Genomic DNA, 17,319 nt, shown 5'->3' with positions numbered 1-17,319 from the left:
CCTTGCCCGTCAGTCACTAAAAGCACAAACCCTCAGTCCCTTTCACTTAGAGGGTTTCCCGGCTTAAATCACACCCCATATCACCTCGAGAATCTATGAACACAGCTCCCGATTGTTCTCCAAACCTGGAAACATAAATACCATCTCCCCAAAAGCCTTCACCTGTAACAAGGATGTCACCCCTAGACAGTTCTACATTAGGCTCGTATTGATTACTTAAAAGTACTAAGCCATTAGGGGCATCTATCCAAGCATCACCAATACTAATGTCGGCAGTTGAGGGCAAATCAAAAAAGCTGGGTTGAGTTAGTTGTAAGCTTTGATCGAGAAATCGATCAAAATCCAGGTCCAAACCTGTGATATTTTCTACAGGTATACTAATTATATTAGGAGATATTCCTGCCCTAATATCTAAAGTTGGTTGAGCACCACCATCAATGCTTATAACGGTGCCATCGGTTAGAACTAATGTTTCTTGCAAAAAGTCGATTCCAGGAACACCAGAATCGGCTAGATAATAGATATAGGCAGTACCGATTGTGACTGACCCTCCTGCCAAAACATGTAAAGAACTACCTCTATACCCCTCAATATTCACATCTCCGAGGGCACGAATGATAGGGTCAATGGGACTAAACAGTTGACCTAAAGCTTCATTTAGAGTTTCTACCCGAAAGCTGCCACCGCTCCAGTAGTGGGCATCACCTGCTACGGGGTTGCCAGACCGCAGCACCATATCCCCATAGCTATACAACCCGCTATCCCGGTGGCCCAACGCCACAATATCCACCCGCTCATTCCCCTGCACCAGCAGGTCACCCCCCGCAAACCCCACAAACGGCGTATCTGCCGTATCGCGAATCTGCACCGTATCCAACCCCAGCAGCATCAGGTTGCCCCCCGCCGCCACCTGCCCCTGCAAATCCAAATTGTTCGCCGCCAGGGTCAGGTTGCCCTGCGCCGTCAGTTGGCCCCGGTTCTGAATATCCCCAGAGGCATCACTCAGGTAGGTGCTAAACAAGGCACTGGGGTTCACCGTCAGCAGGCTGCTCTGCTCCGGTTCTGTGGCGCTATAGACCCCATCCCCCAGGGCGATCGCCTCAGCGGTGCTGGCATAAAACGAGCCCTGAATATCCAAACTGGCATTTTCCCCAAACACAATCCCGTTGGGGTTAATCAAAAACAAACTCGCTGGCCCATCCACCCCCAAGGTGCCGAAAATATTGGACGGGTTGCCCCCTGTCACCCGGCTCAGGATGGCCTCAATGCCAGCAGGATTAGCAAAATAGACCCGCTGCCCGGCATCAATATTGAAGTCTGCAAAGCTATGGAACAGATTTTGGCCCCTTGCGGCACCGCCCTCAATGATTGTGGTCTCTAAACCATCCACTACTGCCTGGGGTAGCACCCGAGATGCTTCGGCATCCAGGGTACTATCGGGAATGATCTGAGCCTGAGCGACCGAGGGTATAGCCAGAGCTGCTCCCAAGCTCAAAACCAGCCCTAACCGACCACGGCTTACCCCACCCACGAGTCCTAGGCCCATCCCGTGCACCCTGAAATCTTAGGTTAATCGTAAGCGCTTTCCCACTGTAGAGCGCCACCGTTTAGGATTCTTTAGCTAGTACTAGCTAAGGAAATGCGGTCACCTTTGAGGGTGTCAGGTTCTGGGTGTCAGATATCAGGACTGGTTGACCCACTTAAGCCACAGAGGACTAGTACCGCTACGCGGAATTCAAAATGCAAAGTTCAAGATGAAAAATTGTTGCTGCGCAAGGATTTTAAGCGTCCTGAACAGCAGGTTGATTTCTGCCTTGGTGTACTAGCTCCTGTCTCCTGACTCCTGCCTCCTGTCTCCTGCCTCTTACCTCCTGACCTATTCAAAATTCCCAGTCTAATGCTCACGCCCTTTCAATCAGCTTGAGCTTGCTGAAAACTGCATAAGTGGGCTCCGTTACTGGCCAAAAGACTGTCTAAATCCTGCCATAGGGTTGGCATTTATGACTAGATAAGCCAACTCTCTTGGTTTTTATGCTAATGGCAATCCTCTGTGTAAAGGCCAAGACAATCATGGAAACCCTAACCCAAGATCAATCCCTATTTCCAACAGTCTATGACTTTTCAGCCAGTCAGAAAATTGCCTTTGACGCCTGGTCGGCTGATGCCGGTAGTCTTTTCAATTCGCAATCTATCCATGAGTTGGCCCTCCCCGATGGGGGCAACCTTGATGACTGGCTAGATAGTGTTACCACCAGTGTAGATTTAAGCGCGATCGCCCCTGAATTTAGTCTATTCAAGCGTTCTGGTCACTATCAACTCACCGATATCCTCTACCACAGTAACGAAACAGAGATACTCGCCGCCTCTGGCCAGGATACCCTGACTGGTCTCTTTCCCACTGACAGTGTTGCTGGCACGGCTGATTTCACGGTGCACCACTATCAAGGCAGTTTACGGGCTGATTGGTTTACCTATACTGGCCAAAGCCAAGTCAGTATTTACTCTGGCCATGGCAATGTTGACTTTGGCTCTGGGTATTGGGACATCCTCGATTTATCCCATATTTCTATTAATGACGTCACTGGCTGGGATCCGGCTTTTAGTAGTGGCGGTGGGGTTGTGCTAGAGATGGCCGATGGCTTGCGCGTGTTTGATGCCATGACCTTGAGTAACGGCAACGTGATTTTAATGGAAGGGTTAGACGGTCTGGTATTTCAGAAAGGCTGGCATAACTTCAATCAAAGTGTATTGCCCAACGACCCGCTGTTTGGTCAACAGTGGAATTTGCACATGATGGGGGTTCACAATGCTTGGCGATTTAACCAAGGCAGTGACTCGATCTTGCTAGGGGTGCAAGATTCTGGACTGGCCTTTAATCGCCAGGGGTTGACCCACAGCGATATTGACCTCAGTCGTACCTATGGTATCGCTGGCAATATTCAAGACGACTTCAGCCGATCGACCTCCCACGGTACGCCGGTGCAGGGGATTATGGCCGCCAGTAGCAACAACGGCCAGGGCATGAGCGGCATCAACTGGTATGCCGATGTGATGAATATCGATGTGTTGGGCGGTGACCCAACGGATCTGGATTTGGACGAAGCCACCCAAATCATGACCGACCATGCCCGCGCCACAGGGCGTCGAGTGGTGATCAATATGAGTTTGAGTCGGGGTGACCATGGTACCCCAATTGGGGCTTTTCCCACTCTAGAACGTTTGATTGCCCTTAACCAAGACAATGCTTTGTTTGTGATTTCTTCAGGCAACGATGATGCGCCAATGCTGTCGTATCCAGCCATTTTGGCCAACGCTTACAGCAATGTGATCGCGGTGGGGGCTTCCTGGGGCACCCAAGATTGGTTTGGCCAAGAGACGAATCCGGGCGATCGCATCTCCTACCCCGGGTGGTGGGGCAGCAACTATGGCTGGGGCCTATCGCTAATGGGACCGTCGGAGGTGATCGCTACCCGGGCTGAATTAGGCTGGTCTGACGTGCAATTTGGTTATAACCTAAATGCTCCAATGTGGCAGCATGGCACCGAACCATTCAATGGCACCTCTGCCGCCGCGCCCAACGTGTCTGGGGTGGCGTCCCTGGTGTGGAGCGCCAATCCTGGGTTAAGTGCCGTGGATGTCCACAGTATCTTGGCCCGCACCGCCTATGATTTGGGTGCCCCCGGCTATGACCCCATCTACGGTCACGGCTTTGTCAATGCCGATGCCGCCGTGCGTAAGGCCCTGGCCCTATCACGGGTGAGCGGTCAGGCTTACCTGGCCCCTAACGCCTTTGGTGCGGAGGTCGCGGGGACTATGGCCCCTAGCCGTGACTGGAGCCCAGTGCTGCGTCCCCTGACTGAGATAGTTGGATCCTTCCAGGAGAGCATTGCTGAGGTAGCCCCAGCGCATCCACTCATCCCCTCGTCCACCCATCCCCTGTCTCAACCCTCACTGGTGGCTTTATCTGCCAGAATCAGTGATCCCCATAATTTTGTGACCGGGTTTAATTCCCAGGGGACGCAGGAAGGGCTGGAAATCGGAGATGAAGACGCTGGGGTAGGGGCGATCGCGATAGACCGCCCGGTACAACTGACGCCACAGTCCTTGACTACCCATTTAGTCGAGCCAGTGTCCCTAGAGTCACTCCTGACCTGGGATCTCCCCTCCCTGTTTGATCAAGCCCTACTGCCCGAGCTAGTACTCTGAGGCATAAGTCGGCCCACCATTCCTGACACCTGTGTAACCCACCCCTACCCCTCCCAGGAGGGGATGCCGATACCTGACACCCTCAGCAACGGTGGTTATATTTCTGCCAGGCAGTACTAGCTGCCGCCTAGAACCCCAGGGCAGATCCCAGGGGTCTGCCATCAAGCTATTACTTAGCTTGCACTTTTCAGCAATGAACATAGACAAAACTGGAAGTCAGGCTGGCAATTATCTCTAGTGAATCAAACCATCTCAAACCATACAGTAAAGATGTTGTTGATATCCAAAAGCCCCCATGGTAACTCAAAAAACTCTCAAATTCTTTGGTCAGCTGCTGGTGATTAACGTATCGGTTTTAGGTCTTTCCTCGTTACCAGTTTCGGCCACTCAAAATGTAGATCTGGTCCGTAATAATTTATCCTTCAACGCTGAAGACTTAGTGGTTGAGCCCAAGTCAACCCAGGGTGAAATTCCCATTATTGGCGGCGGTTACGGCGACGGGGCTACACAGCCCCTGATTCCTAACTTTTCTCAGGCCCCTAATAATTCAAGGACGATCGTGGGTGATTTAGATATGGGATTTGGCCCGGAAGGCTGTAATCGACCTGGTCAGCTTTCAGTCTGTGTTTACGACCAATAGCCCCTCGATTACTCCACTATAGTTATCCCCCAGGAGTCTGTGACTATGGAATTTCTAACTGTGCTTTTTGTTGTTTTTATTCTTCATACGATTGGCTGTTTCTCTAAGCCTCCAAAGCCCGAAAAAACTGTTGACGAAAAACTCAGCGAAGCGTTAGCTGAATATGTCAAGAAAGGCGTTAAGATTAGAGGCTAAGGTCCAACTCGAGTGCATCCCACTTATGCAAGTTGGCCCACCCTGCGGGAAGCGCAAGCTCTACATCCCCCAGCCCCTGCTACGCACGTCCTACGGCCTACTCCCAAAATGGGAGAAGGGGGGCCGGATTCAAAGTCCCTCTCCCGCTCTGGGAGAGGGATTTAGGGTGTAGACGCGGAGCGGCTTCTCTTGAGTGGGCTGCAAAAGTGGGATGTACCCTCCAACTCTCACTTGAAGAGGCCGCAAGAGACCAACGCTAGAGTATCGGTACAATAGGTCAAGAACCCAGGGCTCTGCTCTCGGATACCCAAAAAAATACTGGCTAATCAGCCCAAGAACCCTGGGTTCTGTATCGGCGTTCTAGGACTCAAATCATACCTACCGGTTGCTCATGCAAAAAAGGATCGGCTGATTAAGAGTTTAATCTTCTTTCGGGCACCTCTGATACGCTTAAGGGTAGCCGTTGAGTCTGTCACTCTCTGTATCCTGTTCGGCAAGGATGGTGTTGCCATGCCAAATCTGCTCCGTCTTGGTCTATGTCGGGTTTGGGGCGTTTTCTTTTTGGTCAGCCTGACCCTGACCATTTGGCTGCATCCTACCCTGTCGTGGCCCAGCATAGCTGATATGGGTAGCACCGACCAGAGGACTACACCAGCCCAGTTGGTTCAGGAGGGGGTGGCCCTGTACCAGGACGGGGACTTTCAACCAGCCATAGACCGTTGGCAATCCGCTTTGCAAGCTTATACCCAGGCGGCTGATGTGGCCGCCCAAGCGGTGATTAACGAAAACCTGGCCCGGGCCTATCAACAGTTGGGGCAACCGGCGGCGGCCCTGGATGCTTGGGGGGCGGCGGCTAGCCACTACCGCCGTTTAGGGGATGCAACTAAGCTGGGTCGCACGTTGACCGAACAGGCCCAGGTGCATTTACGGTTGGGCCAGTATCGCCGGGCGATCGCGCTATTGTGCCATCCCCAGCTAGATCAGTCCGATCAACCTTGCGTCGCTGGGTCAGCGTGGGCCTTGGCCCAGACCCACCAAGACCGCCTGGGGGAAGTGGCGGCATTGGGTAGCTTAGGGGAAAGCTATCGTCTCTGGGGAAACTACACCACCGCCGAGGAGCTATTGCAGCAGGGCTTGACCCTGGCCGAAGCCGAGGGCTACGTCCAATTTCAGGTCCCCATCTTGAACAGCTTAGGCAGCCTGGCCCAGCGCCAGGCCCGCGTCAGCTCTCAGCGGGCTGAGTCAGCTCAGCAACTGGGGCTAAGTGGTTTTGCCAGCGACTTCTTTGCCCAGGCCCAGCAGCGCCAAGCCGAAGCCCAGCAGGTGCTCGAACGCAGCTTAACCCTGGCCCAGGAGCACCAAGATCCCCTGGGGGAATTACAAACTCGGCTGAATCTACTGCCAATTTACCGCCATCAGGCGGATAGCGGCGCCTTGCAAGAGAACCGGCAACACTTGGCGACATTGCTGGCCCAACTACCCGCCAGTCGTTCGGTGGCCTACGGGGCGATCGCCCTGGGCAAATCCTACCAACCCATGGATGTTGGTTTTCGCTGTGGGGGCACTGACTGGCTAGCCCAGGCTCAGCCCTGGCTAGAACGGGGAGCTGCGATCGCCGTCACCATTGGCGATCGCCGGGCCGAGTCCTTTGCCCTGGGCGAACTGGGGCACCTGTATGAGTGCCGAGGCGCTTTCCCCCAAGCGATGGGCTGGACCACAAGGGCTCAACTGGCCGCTACCGATGGCCTGGGGGCAGCCGATAGTCTGTATTTGTGGCAGTGGCAAGCGGGCCGTATTTACCGGCAACAGCAACAGTGGGGACAGGCCATGGGAGCCTACGAGCAGGCGGTAGCCACCCTAGAGAGCATCCGCACCGAAATTCTCGTGGCCGATCAAGACCTGCAATTCGATTTTCGAGATACGGTGGAACCGATCTATCGAGAGCTGATTGATTTACAACTCTCAACCGTTGACCCGGCCCTACCCGTGGCCGTAGCCCCAGGGGTGAAGCAGGGGACGTCACCGCCCACAGACGCCACCCGTCTGCTTGAGGCCGCCCTGGTCACCGCCGATTCCCTAAGGCTAGCCGAGTTGCAAAATTACTTTGGCAACGACTGCATCCTTACCCCAGTGGCCCAGGCCCGGGTTGACCTGCTGGCCCAAAGTACCAACACGGCAGTGATTAGCTCCGTGGTGCTGCCCGATCGCACCGCCCTGATTGCCAACATCCCCAACCAGCCCCCCAAATTAATTTGGATCGACCATAGCCAAGACCTGCAAGAGCAGGTGATTCAATTTCGCCTGGGGCTCGAAGCCTTCTTTACCGAACCCTATGACACCGCGATCGCTCAGCACCTGTATCAGCAACTGATTGCGCCCCTGGAGCCCACCTTACAGGCCGCTGACATTAACACCCTTGTCTTTATCCATGATGGCTTTTTGCGCAGTGTGCCCATGGCCGCCCTCTATGACGGTCAGCGGTTTTTGATTGAAAAATACGCGATCGCCACCACCCCGGCCCTCACCCTCACCGCTCCAGAAGCCTTGAGCCTGGAGAACATGCAGGCCCTCGTGCTGGGTAGTAGTCAGGCGGTTGTCGCCGCTGGGCGTCAGTTTCGACCGTTGCCAGGGGTGCCCAGGGAAGTGGACTCGGTGTTAGCGGCACTACCGGGCAGCCAGGCCCTGCTGGATACAGACTTTAGCCAGGCCAGCTTGCAGCGTTTGCTGCAAGCCCACCCCTACGACATTTTGCACTTTGCCACCCATGGACAGTTCAGCCCCGACCCCCAGGAGAATTTCATCATTACCGGACAGGGGGAGACGGTCACCTTCGGTCAGTTAGAGGCCTTGATTCGGGCTAGCAGTCCGAACGATCCCCAGGTTGACTTAGTGATGCTCACCGCCTGCGACACCGCAGCGGGGGATGATCGCTCCACCCTGGGCTTGGCTGGGGTAGCCATTCGGGCCGGGGCTAGAAGCGCGATCGCCTCCCTTTGGCAAGCTGACGATTTGACCACGGCCCAAATCGTCCAGGACTTTTATCACTACTTGCAAGACCCACAACTGAATAAGGCCCAAGCTCTGCAGCAGGCTCAAATCCAGGCGATTCAGCGGGGGGCCAGTGTGACCCCGGGCAAGTGGGCACCGTTGATTTTAGTGGGCAATTGGCTTTAGGCGCTACGGATTCGCCAGGTACAGCAGCCGTTCGCTAAACAGCGACAGGTCATCGTTAGGGTTTTCGGCTTCCAGGGCCGCTAGATTAGCCAATAGTGCCTGGCGGTAGGTGGCCGCCTCGGGGGAAACGGGGGCTTGGGAGAGGAGGGCGATCGCATCGTACCAGAGCCCCGCCGCGATCGCCTGTTCCGCCTGACTCACCGGATCAGCAGCAGGCTGATCGACCCCATCAGCCACCACCACCAGGTCAGCCTCATCCAGGGCACTCCGGGACGGCTGCCCCGGAAAGCAGTGCACAATTACCTTCCAGCGGTAGGTTTCCCCTACCGTCAGCCCCGGCTGATCATCCGGCAGGGTAAAGGTCTGATAGCCAGATTGGCTAGGCCCCAGGTCAAAGACTGCGATCGGCTCTAGCTCATCCCCCTGGGCCTCGGCATACCGATACAGCTGGAGCTCAGTATCGTAGGGGGTGTCGTCCGGTACGTACCAGACCAGGGTGGGATGGCTCATTGCCGTCTGGCCTACATGGCCCTGGGGTGCCAGAATAGTCAGGTCAATGGGGGCATCTCCAGCACAGCCTCCTCGGGTTCCTCCTCCGGTGGTACGGCGAGGGGCACGGGTATTGGGGGGAGGTTGATAACCCCGCTGATTCCCCCGCTGTGTTAGGACCTGCCCCGGCCCTGACTGAGGTCCAGTGGGTAGGGTGCGCCCCCAACTGGGGGAACTGGCGGCCATCCACAGCCCAGTTAAGCTGCCTAGGCTCAGTAAGGTTATCGCTAAGGTCGATCGGCGCATTCCTGAGTACTGAATCATGGGTCTACTCCTGACGCTAATGCCATCCTATGGCAGTGGACAAAGGGGAAACGAGGTCGGCAGAAAAAATTAGCAAAGCTACCGGGTTGGGATGGTTTAACCGTAGCGGGTGGTTGCGCCATGGGGTTGTCTTATACGTGCCAAGCCCCTGGCTGGTTTCTGCCTAACGCGGCGAAGGCCAGCGCAGTTCGCAACAGGTACCCGCCTCGGTAAAACGGCGTTGGAAATGTCCCCGCAGTTGTCGAGCTAACTGCTGGGCCTGTTGGGTCCCCCAGCCGTCTACCCCTGGTTCGGATGAGTGGTCGCGCTGCCCCTGGCCGTTATCAGTGACTTGGATCAGGTTTTCGTCAGTGGTGGCCTGGCACACCACCGTCAACCGGCTGACCCCCACCCCATGTTTGCCCACATTCAGCAGTGCCTCTTCTAAAAATTGGCACAGGGCCTGGCGATCGTCGGCGGATAAGTGGTCGGCATTCAGGGGTTTAAAGTCCACCACTTGGAACTTAATCCCCTGTAGCCCTGGAAATTCCCGTTGGCCCCGATGCAGGGTGGCGGTGTAGGTTTCCCATAGGTCTTCGTGGAGGGGAGTTTGGGGCGCATCGACCCTACGTTGGTCGGCGGGCAAGCGCTCGCGGATATCTCGCAATTCCTGGTTGAGCTGGTGGAGCCTGGGTACCGCCTGGAGCCAATCCAGGTTGTCGGCCTCGCGCAGGAGTAGGGCCAGGGTTTGCAGCGGACCATTGTGGATGGCCGTATAGGTTTGATCGATGGCTCGCTGGCGGGCTTCGATCCGCGATCGCAGGGTTTGGTCATATAAATAAAATCCTGGCAGCACCAGCCCGTTCAGGCTAAATACCACCAGGGTGGGCACCAAAGGCACCCACCAGCCCCCCAACACCAGTAGCCCATAGCTCAGACCCGCGATCGCCAAGCCAATCACCCCCACCATCAGCAAGTAGCGCGAAGGGGATTTGAGGCCCCGAATCAGCACCATCCCCACCCCACCCCAGACAATAATCCACAGGTACTCAAATTCCTGGGGCCAGGTGCGCAACATGGGGCGATCGTCCAGCACCGCACTGACCAGTTGACTGGTGACATGGGCATGCATCACCACCCCATACACCTGCCCTGGATGGTCAGACACCACCGCCGCTGAGTTAACAAAGTCTTTCACACTGGGGGAGGTGATACCCACCAGCACAATGGCGTCCTGAATCCAGTCGGGGTCCACACTATCCGCCAAAACCTCAGCCAACGACACCTGGCGAAAGGGGGTGGCCCCACTGCGCCCATTCAGCAGCACCTGGTGGCCGCCGGTATCAGCCCCCACATACCCGCCCGTATGGGGGGGGATGCTAGAAAACTCTGTGTCGCCAAAGCGCTTGGCCCAGGGGTCCCGCACTCCATTGGTCAGGGGCATACCTTCGGGTTGCAGGTAGGTTTCCGCTAGCCGCAGGGCCAAAGAAAGCCGGTACTCCCCCACGGCATCGGGGGAACCGAGTAAGGCTCGTCGCACAAACCCGTCGTTGTCGGTGGGAAAGTCCACAAACCCAATCTGTTCTGGAGGCAGGTAGTCGGGGGCCGCAATGGGGGGATTGCTTAAGATGTATTCAATGGCAATCGCCTGGGGCAGGGCTATCAGGGTCTCCACCAGGTCCTGATGACCTGGTTCCACTACCATGTCCCGGAAGATATCGATGCCGATGGCGCGGGGATGGTGACGTTCCAGGGTCTGAATTAACTCGGCTAAGACTCCGTCAGGAACAGGGTAGGTGCCCAACTGCTGAATATCAACTTCGTCAATGCCAATAATCAAGATGCGCTCATCGGTTGGTTCTGCCGGTCGCCAGCGCAGTAGCGTGTCCAGCATTTTTAGCTCTAGCTCTTGAAACAAGCCCAGCAGCCGCAGGGCGACAATCACCCCCAGCACCACTGCCCCGGGCAGTAGCTGACGCCAGGCCAGCGATCTGGATGACAGCGGCTGAAAGGGGACAAAGCGCTTCATGGGCAAAATTGTTGAGGTCGTGGAATAGCGATTGGTGGAAATGTGTATCTTGACTTACGCTATACCAAGTCCAGCTCGGGATCTGGAGTTTTCCCGCAGGCAGAACTCTAGGTCTGGACTTGACGTTGGTTTAAGTCGAAGTTGGGTTGCATTTAATGGCAGTCTAGGCCATTTCTATGGCTGCTTTGGTGGTAAGTTGCTCATCATGTTTGACACCGTCTGCAAATTTTTGGTCGAAACCTTTTCCGCCGACTTTGCCACCTGGCTGTTGGGCGCACCCATCGCCCTCACCGAACTCAGCCCTGCCGAACTCTCCCTAGAGCCGATCCGCGCCGATGCATTGATTCTCCTGCAATCCCCCGACACCATCCTGCACCTGGAATTTCAGGCCCGGCCCGATCCCACCATGGCCTTCAGGATGATCGACTACCGCCTGCGGGTCTATCGCCGCTTTCCCCACAAGGCCATGCGCCAGGTGGTCATTTACCTCACCCCCACTCAGTCAGAGGCTGTCTATCAAACCACCTTTGAAGTGCCCGGCACCCGCCACGACTTTGAAGTCGTGCGTCTGTGGGAACAGCCCTCCGCTTTGTTCCTCAACCAAACCGGCCTGCTACCCCTGGCCCCACTCACCCAAACCGACGATCCAGCTCAGTTATTGCGTCAAGTGGCGACGGAAATAGACACTATTGGCGATCGCCGCACCCAGAGTAACGTCGCCGCCTCTGCCGCCATTCTGGCCGGGTTAGTATTAGACAAAAGCCTGATTCAGCAAATCCTGAGGAGGGAACTGATGCAAGAGTCCGTCATTTATCGAGAAATCAAAGCCGAAGGCTGGCAGGAAGGTCTACAGGAAGGACTTCAGGAAGGACTTCAAGAAGGTCGTCAGGAAGGTCTACAGGAGGGGCGCCAGGAGGGGCGGCGCCAGGAGGCGCTAGCACTGGTGCTACGACTCTTGAGCCGTCGAGTCGGGGCTTTGCCAGAGGCGATTCGCTCTGCCGTGGTTACCCTCTCCTTAGCGCAGATTGAATCTCTGGGGGAGGCTCTGTTAGAGTTTACCGACCGCTCCGACTTGCAAACCTGGCTAGCGCAGCAGCAGCAGCGACAGGCGGTGATCGTGGAGCAGTTAACGACTCAATTAGCAACCTTGTCCCCCCCGTCTGTGGCAGCGGTACAGGCCCTCTCTTTGGAGCAGTTGGCTGAGCTACAGGTGGCCTTGGCAGACTGGGCTGATGAGTCCGACTTTATCGCTTGGTTGCAAGCCCAAGCTGAAACGGATGATAGTGATAGTCTGCCCTGAGTCAGCTGTTTGCCTTTTGAGCCGGTAGTCAAGTAGCGCTAGCATCTCGCCTGCCGCCCACGGAGAGAGGCTGAGCCGCCGGGAAGCGTTCCCACGCAGAGCATGGGAACGAGGACAATAAAGGCGACTGGGGCACACACGCGGGGCAGCATTACCGCTAGCTGCGAGAGTCTTTATCGATGACTAACAACCCTTTCCGAGCGGGGGGTAGGTGCGGCCATCCCTAGGCGCACCACGGTCATAAACGTCCTAATTTCGTCCGCTGTAATCGCAATCCCCATACCGTTGGTCGTGCGGGCTGTACCAATTACATTGCCCTCAGAGGACGTCACAGGTGCGCCCAGCATCCTGGTATTAATACCAATCACTTGACCCTGGTTGTTGACCAAAGGCCCACCAGAATTGCCGGGGTTGATGGCTGCACTGTGCATGACTTCTGTTTGATCAGCCAAAATATTGCTGATAATGCCGCTGCTCAGGGTATTACGAATGCCTTGGGGTGAACCAATGGCGTAAACGGCATCGCCAATCCGGCTCTCACCAATGGATGCCGCCAGGGTCGCCACAGGTAGCTGATGAGTTCCGCGTAACTCTACGACAGCCAGATCGTTGCCTTGGCGGTCAAAGCCGACGATATCGGCTAGATAGCTGGAACCATCAGCCAAAACAACACCAACAGCAGCGTGGTCTGCACTGACGACATGGGCATTGGTCATAATTAAGCCGTCGGCACGGACAATAAACCCACTGCCATGACTCAAAAGATTTTGGTCTTCATCGAGCAAAACTATTGTTACCACTGCAGGGTTCACCTGCTCATAGATTTCAGCTGGTGTTAATGCCGCTGTTGCAGATGAAGTTGAGGCCAATGCATTACTGCTAGGAAGCCAATGAGAGAGTTGCGCCGACTTCGGCAAGTTGGGCGCCACCAACCCTAAGGCCAGTACTGAGGTTGTGGCCAGCAAACCAGAACTCATGAACCGTACAAATGCTTGTTTCATGGGGACCCTCTTAAGAATGGATCATCGTGAATTGTGTAAGGAGCAATCGGCTGGTTTAGAACCGATTGATTTCAGCTTAGGGAAACCCACGACAGCAGTCATTCCTAAAACCAGCCAGATGCGATGCTGAAATCTGCCAAGTTATCTGACTTGAATCAGCCAGTTGATCCGTCGAAACCAGCCATGCTGACCAAATTTACTTTTGTTCATCTACTTGAATGAAGCTAACGTTTATGTCACAAGGGCGAATGGTTGGCAGGCCAATGTGATAACTTTGGGCCATTCTTGCTGTCTGCTTTCACCGTGTCTATGTTTGTCCCTCGCCCGTGGTACGTTGCTAGCCTGCTTGCTCCCTGGCTGTGCCTGGCCGCACCTTTGCCGACCCTGGCCCAGATTACCCCCGATGCCACCTTGGGAGCAGAGGGGTCTGTGGTGACCCCAGAGATGGTGCAGGGGGCCGAGGCCGAACTGATTGAAGGGGGGGCAGTGCGCGATGGCAACCTGTTTCACAGTTTTCTAGAGTTCAACATTGATGACGGCCAGCGGGTGTATTTTGCCAATCCGGCGGGGATTGAATCGATTCTTAGCCGGGTAACGGGAGGCAATCCATCCAATATTTTCGGCACCCTGGGGGTAGATGGGGCCGCGGACTTGTTTATGATTAACCCCAATGGGATTGTGTTTGGCGAAAATGCCACCCTGGATATTCAGGGCTCGTTTTATGCCAGCACCGCCGAGGCGATCCCCCTGGGGGATGGGATCTACAGCGCCACAGAACCGGAGCAGAGCAGTTTGCTGACCGTGCACCCCAGTGCGTTGTTTAGCAACTACCTGAGCGATGCCTCTGGGGATATCCAGAACCGGGGCCAACTGGCGGCGCAGGGGAATCTGACCCTGGCGGCGAATAATCTGGATTTGCAGGGGCAGGTGGCGGCGGGGGGCGACTTGACGCTGCTGGGGTTGGATACGGTGCAGATTCGCGATACGGCAGATACGCCGTTTGTGGGGTTTGCGGGGGGTGCCCTGCTGGTGCAGGGGAATGAATTGGTGGATATTGTGGCGTTGAGCCATGGGGATAGTGGGTTGTATAGCCATGGGGATATGGTGCTGCGATCTGGGAACCCCGTAGCAGGCGATGCCCACTACTGGAGCGGCGGCAGCTTTCGGGTGGAAACTCTAGATCATTCTTTGGGGGAGCTGTTCAGCCCCATCGACCCGGTGATTCGTGCCCTGGGTGATGTGGAGTTGCTTGGCTATAGCGGGGGATCCCTCCACATCCTTGCGGGGGGCTCAGTCAATATTGGTACGGCAATTATTACCGATGCTGACCCTGGGGAACTGGGCGTTGATTTTCTGCGAGAAACGATTACTCTCTCCGATGGCACTGTAGTTGAGATCGACGGGGGGGCTCAGCCGACCTTGGACGTGCGGGCTGGGGTGTCTCCTGAAGCGATTGGGCTGGTGCCTCCAGGCAATATCACTGGCCTCGATCCGGCCTTCATTCTATTGGGACTGGATGCCACGACTGTGCCGACTAATGGCGATATTACCGTTGGCGATGTGTTGATGGCTGCACCAAATGGGCTAGTGCTGCTCACTACTCGATACCAGCCTAACGCAAGACTATCTAGAGGCAACATTTTGGTTACCGGACAGGGACTTGCTAATGTTGGCATTGATGCGCGAGGTTTTGGTGGTCAAGGAGGAGTCGTATATCTTGATGCTCGAAATAATGTTGTAGTGACTAATAGCTCAATTCAGACTACAGGAGCTGGAGTCGTAGGCGATGTGGTGATTAATGCAGGTAATACAGTTCGCTTTGAACGGCAAACTCGTCGGACGGTGGCGGCTAGTAACTTAGCAGCAGGCGTAACGGGAACTGGAGGAAATATCCGAATTGTCGCTACAAATGTGGAGCTTTTTGGCGGGGCACAGCTGCAATCTAGTATTGATGGCACCGGTAATGCGGGAAATGTAGAAATCAAGGCTCGTGATCGCATTGTCTTTGATGGAACTAGTGCTGATGGTCAATTACCTAGTGCTGCTTTTAGCGATGTCGGGCCTGAGGCAGAGGGGGCAGGAGGTAATGTAGTAATTCGTACTGGCTTTCTCGCATTGTTTAACGGGGCACAACTGCAAGTTATTACTGCTGGCATAGGTGATGCAGGCAATGTGGAAATTGAGGCCCGCGATAGCGTTGTCTTTGATGGAACTAGTGCTGATGGTCAATTATCTAGTGCTGCTTTTAGCGATGTCGGAGCTGCAGCGGAGGGAACAGGGGGTAGTGTGATTATTCGCACCGGCTCTCTGATAGTTACTAATGGGGCGGGACTCAATGCCAACACCTTTGGCACTGGGAACGCGGGCAATGTGGAAATCGAGGCCCGCGATAGCGTTGTCTTTGATGGAACTAGCACTGATGGCCGATTTCGTAGTGCTACCTTTAGCCGTGTTGGACCTATGGCAGAAGGAGTGGGGGGTAATGTGCTTATTAGCACCGGCTCCCTGACGATCACAAATGGAGCTAGACTCAATACTAGTACTGCAGGTTTTGGGGATGCAGGCAATGTGAAAATCGAGGCCCATGGCAGCGTTATCTTAGACGGTAGAAGTGATGATGGCCAATTTCCTAGTGGTGTCGTGACTCGTGTCGAACGTCAGGGAACGGGCCAAGCAGGAGGCATCACGATTTCAGCCAATTTGCTACAAGTGAGTAGTGGTGCAACCCTTACATCGTCAACACTAGGCATTGGAGATGCAGGACATGTAGATATAGATGTCCGCGGTGCCGCTGTATTTGACAATAACAGCACTGTCTTTAGCAACGTCGCGTCTACAGCATCAGGTACTGGAGGGAACCTAGTGATTCGCACTAGCTCCTTGACAGTAACTAACGGAGCACAGCTTATTACCGACACTAGAGGTATTGGAGATGCAGGAAGGGTAGATATAGACGCCCGCGACACTATCCTCTTTGATGGCACCAGCAACGATGGTCAGTTTCCTAGTGCTGCCTTTAGCACCGTCGAATTCGGGGCTGTGGGAGCTGGTGGAGACGTGGTGGTTACTACAGGTTCTCTAGCTGTGACCAATGGGGCACGACTGAGTACCAGCACCGAGGGCACGGGCGATGCGGGGAATGTGGTGATTAACGTCGATGGTCGAATGCGAGTTGTCAATGGAACAATTGACTCATTTGCGCTAGAAACCTCCGGTGGGCAAATTGATATTCAAGCAGGGAACCTAATTCTTAGAAACAACAGCGATATTTTGACTGCGGTTGCCTTTGGAGAAGGCAGTGGTGGCAATATCACCATCATTGCCGATTTTGTCATTGCCCTAGACGACAGCGACATCCTTGCCTTTTCCGCCGATGGTCGCGGCGGCAACATTGACCTCAGCCGCACCACCTTCTTCGGCCAAAACGCCAACATTGGCTCTGGCTCCCTCACCCGTGAAGAACTATTTGACTTGATTAACAACGATCGCGTGGATGTTAACGCCAGTGGTGCCGTTGAATCGGGGCAAATCATTGTGGGCGACAGCAGCTTCATCGAAAACAGCCTCACCTCCCTAGCCGACACCATCATCGACACCGCCGCCCTCACCGCTGGCAGTTGCATCGCCCGCACCGACGACAGCCTCGGCGACTTTGTGATCACCGGCAGCGGTGGCCTACCCCAGCGCCCCGGCGACAGCGGCATTTCCGCCTACCCCACCGGCACCGTCCGCCCCATTACCGAACCCACCGCCACCCTGCAAGAACCCGACGGCGTCTACCAACTCCCCGATGGCCGCCTGGTGCTCAGCCACGCCTGCGAGTAAGGTTGCTGCGCCAGATCCCAGGGTTCTGCCCTAACCTTTGCTAAACACCGAGGTCTGTCGCTAGAACCCTGGGCTCTATGATGGCCAAGGTATACTGAAAGCTAGGAAATTAAAGTGGTTTGATGCCTGACATAAGAGCCATCAGCAGTATGTTGCC

The 17,319-nt window shown here is 55.2% G+C and carries 10 protein-coding genes; 6 read left to right on the top strand and 4 right to left on the bottom strand.

What is annotated here, in order from left to right; translation table 11 throughout:
• Positions 1-46: 46 nt before the first annotated feature.
• The gene (locus E1H13_RS08465) at positions 47-1,546 is read right to left on the bottom strand and encodes a filamentous hemagglutinin N-terminal domain-containing protein (RefSeq protein ID WP_169612971.1); all 1,500 of its coding nucleotides are present in this window, start codon (positions 1,544-1,546) and stop codon (positions 47-49) included.
• A gap of 524 nt (positions 1,547-2,070) precedes the next feature.
• Here E1H13_RS08465 and E1H13_RS08460 point away from each other — a divergent pair.
• From E1H13_RS08460 to E1H13_RS08445, 4 genes are all read left to right on the top strand, one after another.
• Positions 2,071-4,206 (top strand): S8 family serine peptidase, encoded by a 2,136-nt coding sequence (locus E1H13_RS08460; protein WP_169612970.1) that lies wholly within the window; start codon positions 2,071-2,073, stop codon positions 4,204-4,206.
• Positions 4,207-4,501: 295 nt separating this feature from the next.
• The gene (locus E1H13_RS08455; RefSeq protein ID WP_169612969.1) at positions 4,502-4,846 is read left to right on the top strand and encodes a hypothetical protein; all 345 of its coding nucleotides are present in this window, start codon (positions 4,502-4,504) and stop codon (positions 4,844-4,846) included.
• Between the two features lie 45 nt (positions 4,847-4,891).
• On the top strand, positions 4,892-5,041 hold the full coding sequence (locus E1H13_RS08450; RefSeq protein WP_169612968.1) for a hypothetical protein: 150 nt from the start codon (positions 4,892-4,894) through the stop codon (positions 5,039-5,041).
• A 510-nt stretch (positions 5,042-5,551) separates the two neighbouring features.
• On the top strand, positions 5,552-8,215 hold the full coding sequence (locus E1H13_RS08445; protein ID WP_169612967.1) for a CHAT domain-containing protein: 2,664 nt from the start codon (positions 5,552-5,554) through the stop codon (positions 8,213-8,215).
• Between the two features lie 3 nt (positions 8,216-8,218).
• Here E1H13_RS08445 and E1H13_RS08440 read toward each other — a convergent pair whose 3' ends face one another.
• Together E1H13_RS08440 and E1H13_RS08435 are read right to left on the bottom strand one after the other, a co-directional pair.
• A complete protein-coding gene (locus E1H13_RS08440) occupies positions 8,219-9,028 on the bottom strand; it encodes a DUF928 domain-containing protein (RefSeq protein ID WP_169612966.1) in 810 nt (269 codons plus the stop codon).
• A gap of 163 nt (positions 9,029-9,191) precedes the next feature.
• On the bottom strand, positions 9,192-11,036 hold the full coding sequence (locus E1H13_RS08435; protein ID WP_169612965.1) for a CHASE2 domain-containing protein: 1,845 nt from the start codon (positions 11,034-11,036) through the stop codon (positions 9,192-9,194).
• 205 nt (positions 11,037-11,241) lie between these two features.
• Between E1H13_RS08435 and E1H13_RS08430 the strand changes: the two genes are divergently transcribed.
• Positions 11,242-12,336, top strand: a complete 1,095-nt coding sequence (locus E1H13_RS08430; RefSeq protein WP_169612964.1) for an Rpn family recombination-promoting nuclease/putative transposase — start codon at positions 11,242-11,244, stop codon at positions 12,334-12,336.
• 173 nt (positions 12,337-12,509) lie between these two features.
• On the opposite strand, the gene E1H13_RS08425 is transcribed toward E1H13_RS08430, so the two are convergent.
• On the bottom strand, positions 12,510-13,337 hold the full coding sequence (locus E1H13_RS08425; protein WP_169612963.1) for a trypsin-like peptidase domain-containing protein: 828 nt from the start codon (positions 13,335-13,337) through the stop codon (positions 12,510-12,512).
• Positions 13,338-13,646: 309 nt separating this feature from the next.
• Here E1H13_RS08425 and E1H13_RS08420 point away from each other — a divergent pair, with 309 nt between their 5' ends.
• Complete coding sequence (locus E1H13_RS08420; RefSeq protein WP_169612962.1) at positions 13,647-17,162, top strand: filamentous hemagglutinin N-terminal domain-containing protein; 3,516 nt, start codon at positions 13,647-13,649, stop codon at positions 17,160-17,162.
• Positions 17,163-17,319: the final 157 nt, after the last annotated feature.

This window comes from Nodosilinea sp. P-1105 (assembly GCF_012911975.1).
In the GTDB taxonomy this organism is placed as follows: domain Bacteria; phylum Cyanobacteriota; class Cyanobacteriia; order Phormidesmidales; family Phormidesmidaceae; genus Nodosilinea.
The sequence above is the reverse complement of the archived record's forward strand: the minus strand, read 5'-3'. Positions and strand labels throughout refer to the sequence as shown.